The sequence below is a fragment of the Skermanella sp. genome, from assembly GCF_059503625.1.
In genome coordinates this window covers 1-6,116 of sequence record NZ_JCACHA010001016.1, presented here as the reverse complement: position 1 = coordinate 6,116, position 6,116 = coordinate 1, and the positions used below count along the sequence as shown (strand labels likewise).

7 protein-coding genes are annotated in these 6,116 nt (G+C 66.1%); all 7 read left to right on the top strand.

Annotated features, from left to right (window positions below; all coding sequences use genetic code 11):
- Positions 1-780: GNVR domain-containing protein (locus tag AC5JJ6_RS37075; protein WP_496046839.1), on the top strand; the 780-nt coding region annotated here is incomplete at its 5' end.
- A gap of 64 nt (positions 781-844) precedes the next feature.
- Complete coding sequence (locus tag AC5JJ6_RS37070; protein ID WP_496046838.1) at positions 845-1,762, top strand: P-loop NTPase family protein; 918 nt, start codon at positions 845-847, stop codon at positions 1,760-1,762.
- Positions 1,762-3,261, top strand: coding sequence for a TIGR03016 family PEP-CTERM system-associated outer membrane protein (locus tag AC5JJ6_RS37065; protein ID WP_496046837.1), 1,500 nt, complete (start codon positions 1,762-1,764; stop codon positions 3,259-3,261). Before AC5JJ6_RS37070 ends, AC5JJ6_RS37065 begins: the two co-directional genes overlap by 1 nt.
- On the top strand, positions 3,261-4,316 hold the full coding sequence (locus AC5JJ6_RS37060) for an XrtA/PEP-CTERM system-associated ATPase (protein WP_496046836.1): 1,056 nt from the start codon (positions 3,261-3,263) through the stop codon (positions 4,314-4,316). Before AC5JJ6_RS37065 ends, AC5JJ6_RS37060 begins: the two co-directional genes overlap by 1 nt.
- Positions 4,303-4,668, top strand: a complete 366-nt coding sequence (locus tag AC5JJ6_RS37055) for a polysaccharide deacetylase family protein (RefSeq protein WP_496046835.1) — start codon at positions 4,303-4,305, stop codon at positions 4,666-4,668. Before AC5JJ6_RS37060 ends, AC5JJ6_RS37055 begins: the two co-directional genes overlap by 14 nt.
- 24 nt (positions 4,669-4,692) lie before the next feature.
- Positions 4,693-5,178 (top strand): DUF3473 domain-containing protein, encoded by a 486-nt coding sequence (locus AC5JJ6_RS37050; protein ID WP_496046840.1) that lies wholly within the window; start codon positions 4,693-4,695, stop codon positions 5,176-5,178.
- The coding region (locus AC5JJ6_RS37045; protein WP_496046834.1) for a FemAB family XrtA/PEP-CTERM system-associated protein at positions 5,175-6,116 on the top strand (942 nt) is incomplete at its 3' end. The genes AC5JJ6_RS37050 and AC5JJ6_RS37045, both read left to right, overlap by 4 nt.

The window sequence follows — 6,116 nt, the reverse complement described above, 5'->3', positions numbered from 1 at the left end:
GTCGAGCAGTTGCGCCAGCAGTTGAGCGAGATGCGGCTGCGCTTCACCGAGCAGAACCCGTCGGTCGTCAACATGAAGCGGATGATCGAGCAGGCCGAAGCGGATGCGCGCCGGCAGACAGGCGGCGGCGCGACGCCGAACCCGATGCGGAAACAGCTGGAAGGGGAAATCCAGCGCCTGGACCTGGAAATCGCGTCGCTCGGACGCCGGATCGAGCTGCGCAACAACGAGCTGGGCGAGTTGCGGAAGCGCCAGGACGAAGTCCCGGCGGTCGAGCTTCAGCTTGCCCAGATGAACCGGGACTACGGCGTGCTCCGGCAGAACTACGACCAGCTGATCGAGCGGCGCGAGTCGATCCGGATGGCCGACCGGCTGGACAGCCAGACCTCCAACGTCGATTTCCGCGTCGTCGATCCGCCGCTGGTGCCGACCCGTCCCAGCGGTCCGAACCGCGCGCTGCTGTTCGGCGGCGTGCTGGGTGCGGCCTTCGCGGCGGCGCTGGGCGTGGTGTTCGTGCTGATCCAGCTGAAGGACAGCTTCTCCAACCCCAACCGGCTGCGCGAAGCCTTCGACGTGCCGGTGCTGGGCAGCGTCAGCATGGTGCCTTCGCCCAAGCGCAGGCGCTGGAAGCGGGCCGAGGTATCGGCGCTGGGCGGTTCGGTCGCCGTCCTGCTGCTGGTGTTCGGCGGATTGATGATGCTGTACCAGCCGGGCCAGCCGAAGCCGACCCTGTCGGGTCTGGCGGCCTCCGTGTTCGATCAGAGCAGGACAGGTTCTTGATCGGATCGAGTTGCCCATCGAGAAGGGCCTTTAGAGAAAAGCTCCGGAAGGGCAAGGCGGAATCATGGACCTGATCCATAGAGCGGTACAGAAGTCCAGCACGGCCCGGCGCGAGGCTCCGGCGGTGGAGCCGGTCTGGGAACAGGCGCCGGCAGCACCCCGGCTGGCGCCGCTGACCCCTCCTCCGCTGCCGTACAACGAGGTCCGGATCGATCCGGACAGGCTGCGGGAGCTGGGGCTGGCGGGAGCGAACGACCGCCGGTCCCGGCTGGCCGAGGAAATGCGGCTGCTCAAGCGCCGGCTGATCCAGAAGATGAACCCGCTGGCGAGCGAGGCCGAAGGCCGGACCAACCTGATCCTGGTCACCAGCGCCGTGCCGGGCGAGGGCAAGAGCTTCATCTCGCTCAATCTGGCGCTCAGCTTCGTCGCGGACGAGCATTTCGACGTGCTGCTGATCGACGCCGACGCGATGCGCCCGAAGATCCTGACGATGCTGGGGCTGCCGCCCGCGCGCGGGCTGGCCGACCTGCTGATGCATCCGGAAATGGACCCGTCGGAGGTCCTGCTGCACGACCCCGACCTGCGGCTGACCATCCTGCCGCCGGGCGGAGAGGTGTCGTCGGCGACCGATCTCTACGGCGGTCCGCACATGAAGGACCTGGTCAAAAGGTTGGGCCGCGCCAAGCCGAACCGGATCGTGATCCTGGACGCGCCGCCGGTGCTGGCCACGACCGAACCGATCATGCTGGCACACATCGTCGACGAAGTGCTGATGGTGGTGGAGGCCGACAAGACGGCGCATTCCGCGATCAGGTCGGCGCTGGACCTGCTGGAGCCGTGCGACAACCTCAGCCTGGTCCTGAACAAGGCGGCGGGGTCCAAGAGCACGGAGCAGTTCGGCTCCTACTATACTCCCGGCTTGCGGGGAAAGACGGCGGGATCGCCGTCATCACTCCCGGCAAGCCCCAAAGAGAAGGCATAATGAGGCGCATCAGGCCACGCCGGCGGGCCGTGCTGCCCGTCGCGGCGCTGCTGGCGTTCGCGGAAACAGTCTTTCCGGCCACTACCCCCGCCAGCGCCCAGAACATCCGGGTCGAGCGGAATGCCGGGCTCGACGTGACGCTGACCGATAACCTGAACCTGGAGCCGGACGACCGGGCCGACAGCGCGCTGATCCTGTCGCCCTTCGTCGGGTTCAACGGGCGGGGCGCCGGCGACAGGGTGGACTTTGCCTTCAACTACCGGCTGACGATGGACACGATCCTGTCGAAGGACAGCGAGGTGAACATCCGCAACGATTTCATCGGCTTCGGCAGCGCCGAACTGATCGACGACATGCTGTTCGTCGATGTCACGGGATCGGCCAGCCAGCCGCTGATCGACGCCGGCGGGCGGACCTCCACCAGCTCGTCGGTCGGGCGGTCGAGCAGGACCCAGGTGGTGGGGGGCTCGATCAGCCCCTATTTGCTGAACAACTTCGGCAACGTGGCGGAAAGCGAGCTGCGCTACCGCTACTCCTACACCTTCGTCGGGCGCGACCAGATCGGCGACACCACGACCAATTTCGGATCGGCACGGCTTTCGACCGGCCGCATCTTCACCGCCGTCAGGCTGGACGCCATCGCGGAATCGGAGATCACGGATTCCGAGAGCCGGACCGGCGATATCGACCGGACGACGTTCCGGCTGAACGGGCAGTACCCGATCATGCGCCAGTTCTCGTTGCTGGGATCGGTCGGCTACGAGACGATCGACACCAATTCGCTGAACGACGACCCGGACGGACTGCTGTGGTATGCCGGCTTCTATACCCGGCCGGGACCGAAGACCGAGCTGCGGCTGACCTATGGCGAGCGCTACGGCGAACCCGACATCAACGGCTCGCTGACCTACCGGATCACGCCGCGCCTGACCTTCCAGTCCAGCTATACCCATGTGCTGGAAACGACCCAGCGTCAGTTCAGCAGCTTCCTGCTGACCGTGGACGAAACGGGCCAATTGGTCGATCCGATCACGGGCTTGCCGGTCGATATCACCGATCCGGGCTTCGGGCTGCGGACGGAAGCCTATACCGCCAACCGGTTCCAGGCATCGCTGGTCGGAAACTACGAGCGCAACACCGTGACTTTAGCCGGTTCCCATGAGGAGCGGGAGTACGACATCCGCCCCAGCGAGCGCTATATTTCCGCCCGGCTCGGGTGGACACGGCGGCTCTCGCCCTATACCAATCTGTTCGCCGGCGTGGGCTGGCGCCGGACCGATATCGGCGGCGATGCGACGACGACGCCCGCCACCGGAACGGTGTTCGGCACCACCGCACCCGAAAGCGACACCTATAGCGGCAGGGTCGCCCTGACGCAGACGCTGGCGAAAGACGTTTTCGGCAATATCTCGTTCGGCCACACGACGCGCGTCGCGGACCAGGCGAGCGACGAATACACCGAGAACTCCCTGACCTTCGGCGTACGGATCGTGTTCTGATGTTCGAAGACTTCTATAAACTGGTCGGTCCGCCCTTCAAGCTGGGGCCGGACCACCGCTTCTTCTTTCCGAGCAAGAACCACGACAAGGCCTTGTCGTACCTGCGCTACGGCCTTCAGCAGGACGAAGGCTTCATCGTGGTCACGGGAGACATCGGCGCCGGCAAGACCACGCTGGTCAGCCAGCTCTTCTCGGAACTGGACAAGACGCGCTTCCTGGCGGCCCAGATCGTCACCAGCAACATCGACGCCGACGACGCCTTGCGGATGATCCTGTCGGCGTTCGGCGTGACGCCGCACAGCAACGACAAGGCGGCGCTGCTGCGCTCCTTCGAATCCTTCCTGATGGCCCAGCACCGGGCAGGACGGCGTGTGCTGATGGTGGTGGACGAGGCGCAGAACCTCCCCACGCGCACCATCGAGGAACTGCGCATGCTGTCCAACTTCTCGGCCGGCGGCCAGTCGCTGTTCCAGAGCTTCCTGGTCGGCCAGCCGCAGTTCAAGGAGATGCTGGCCGATCCGTCGCTGGAGCAGTTCCGCCAGCGGGTGATCGCGTCGTACCACCTGGGTCCGATGTCGGACGAGGAAACGGCCGAGTATATCCGCCACCGGCTGCGTCTGGTCGGCTGGCGGAACGATCCGGCCATCGAGCCCGAGGCTTTCGAGCTGATCTACCGCCACAGCGGCGGCATCCCGCGCCGGATCAATACGCTGTGCAGCCGGCTGCTGCTGTACGGCGCGCTGGAGGGCCTGCATGTCATCGACGCGCCCGCCGTGCAGGACGTGATCGCCGATCTTAGGACGGAGATCACGGAAACGCCGTCGAAAGTCATGGCGGAAAAGGCGAACGGGCACGCGGTCAACGGATCGGTCCCGACCGGGTCTTCCATGAACGGCCACGAGATCGCGACGCTGATGGCGAGCATCGAGCAGTTGACCAATACCGTGAATTCCCATGACCGGGCGCTCCGGCAATTGCTGGAAACGGCGCTGGAGATGCTGGCGGTCAACTCCTCCCCTGTCGTCGAAGCGAGGGATGGCGATGAACGGGCGTAACGGCGTCGTCAACGCGATGTCGGTGGATGTCGAGGACTACTATCAGGTCTCCGCCTTCGCCGGCACGGTGGACCGGGCCAAATGGGACAGCTTCCCGTCGCGGGTGGAGGACTCGACCAAGCGGACGCTGGACCTGTTCGCCGAAGCGGGCGTCCATGCGACGTTCTTCACGCTGGGCTGCGTCGCCGAGCGGCACAAGGGGCTGGTCCGGGCGATATCCGACGCCGGGCACGAGGTCGCCAGCCACGGCTGGGAGCATTACCGCGTGGGCGAGCAGACCCCGGCGGAGTTCCGCGCCGACGTGACCCGGACCAAGAAGGTGCTGGAAGACCTGTCGGGGCAGGAGGTCTAGGGCTACCGCGCCGCCAGCTTCTCGATCGACCGCAATACATGGTGGGCCTTCGACGAGCTGGCCGAGGCCGGATACCGCTACAGCTCCAGCATCCATCCGATCGTCCACGACCACTACGGCGTACCCGACGCGCCGCGTTTTCCGTTCGCACCAACGGAGGGCAATCCGCTGACCGAGATCCCGGTCGGGACGCTGGACATTAAGGGAAGACGGCTTTCCTGCGCCGGCGGCGGATTCTTCCGGCTGCTGCCCTACCGGTGGTCGTCTTTCGCGATCGGGCGGGTCAACCGGGCGGAGCATCAGCCGGTGACGTTCTATTTCCACCCGTGGGAGATCGACCCCGGCCAGCCGCGCATCAGCCCGGCCCCACTGCGCTCCCGGGTCCGGCACTACACCAACCTGGGCGTGATGGAAGCGAAGCTGAAGCGCCTGCTGCGGCAGTTCCGCTGGGACCGGGTGGATGCCGTCTACGGGCTGGACTCGCCGGCTAAGGCGGAAGCGGCGGAATGACCGCGATGGTCGATATCAGGCCGCTGGACACAGCGGCGGAAGCTGCCTGGGACGCCTTCGTCGAGGCGGCACCGGACGCGACGTTCTTCCACCGGGCCGGCTGGGCGCGGGTGATCGCGAAGGCTTACGGGCACCCGACCTATTTCCGCTACGCCAGCCGGGGCGGCCGGGTCGTCGGCGTTCTGCCGCTGGTCCACGTCAAGAGCCCGCTGTTCGGCAATGCGCTGATCTCCACCGGCTTCTGCACCTTCGGCGGCATCGCCGCTGCCGACCAGGGCGCTGCCCTGGCGCTGGCGAAGGACGCGGCCGAACTGGGCAGGAGCCTGGGCGTCGATCATGTGGAACTGCGCCATACCACGGCCCTGCCGATCGACTGGACGGTCAAGTCGGGGCTTTACGCCGCGTTCCGCCGCCCGATGGATGCCGATATCGGCGTTACATGGGGGCAGTTGCCGCAGCAGAAGCGGCAGGAACTTCGCCGGAGCATCAAGAGCGGGCTGCGCCAGCAGGTTGGCCCGGAATTGCTGGACGAGTTCTTCCGGATCTACGGCACCAGCGTCCGGAACTTAGGGACTCCGGTCTATCCACGCCGGTTCTTCGCCGCGATAGCGGAAGAGTTCCTTGATGCCGTCGAACTGGCGGTGGTCCATGGGTCGGCGGGGCCGGTCTCCGCCGTCATGGCGTTCTATTTCCGCGACCGGGTCTGCCCGTATTTCGCCGGCGGCCTGCCGGAGGCGCGGACGGAACACGCTTACGACTTCATGTACTGGTCGCTGATGGACAGGGCGACGGAGCGGGGCTCCCGGCTGTTCGACTTCGGCCGCAGCAAGCGCGGGACCGGGGCCTTCGACTACAAGCTGAGCTGGGGCTTCGAGCCGGAGACGCTGCACTACCAGTTCCATCTGGTGAAGGGCCGGGAACTGCCCAACGTCAACCCG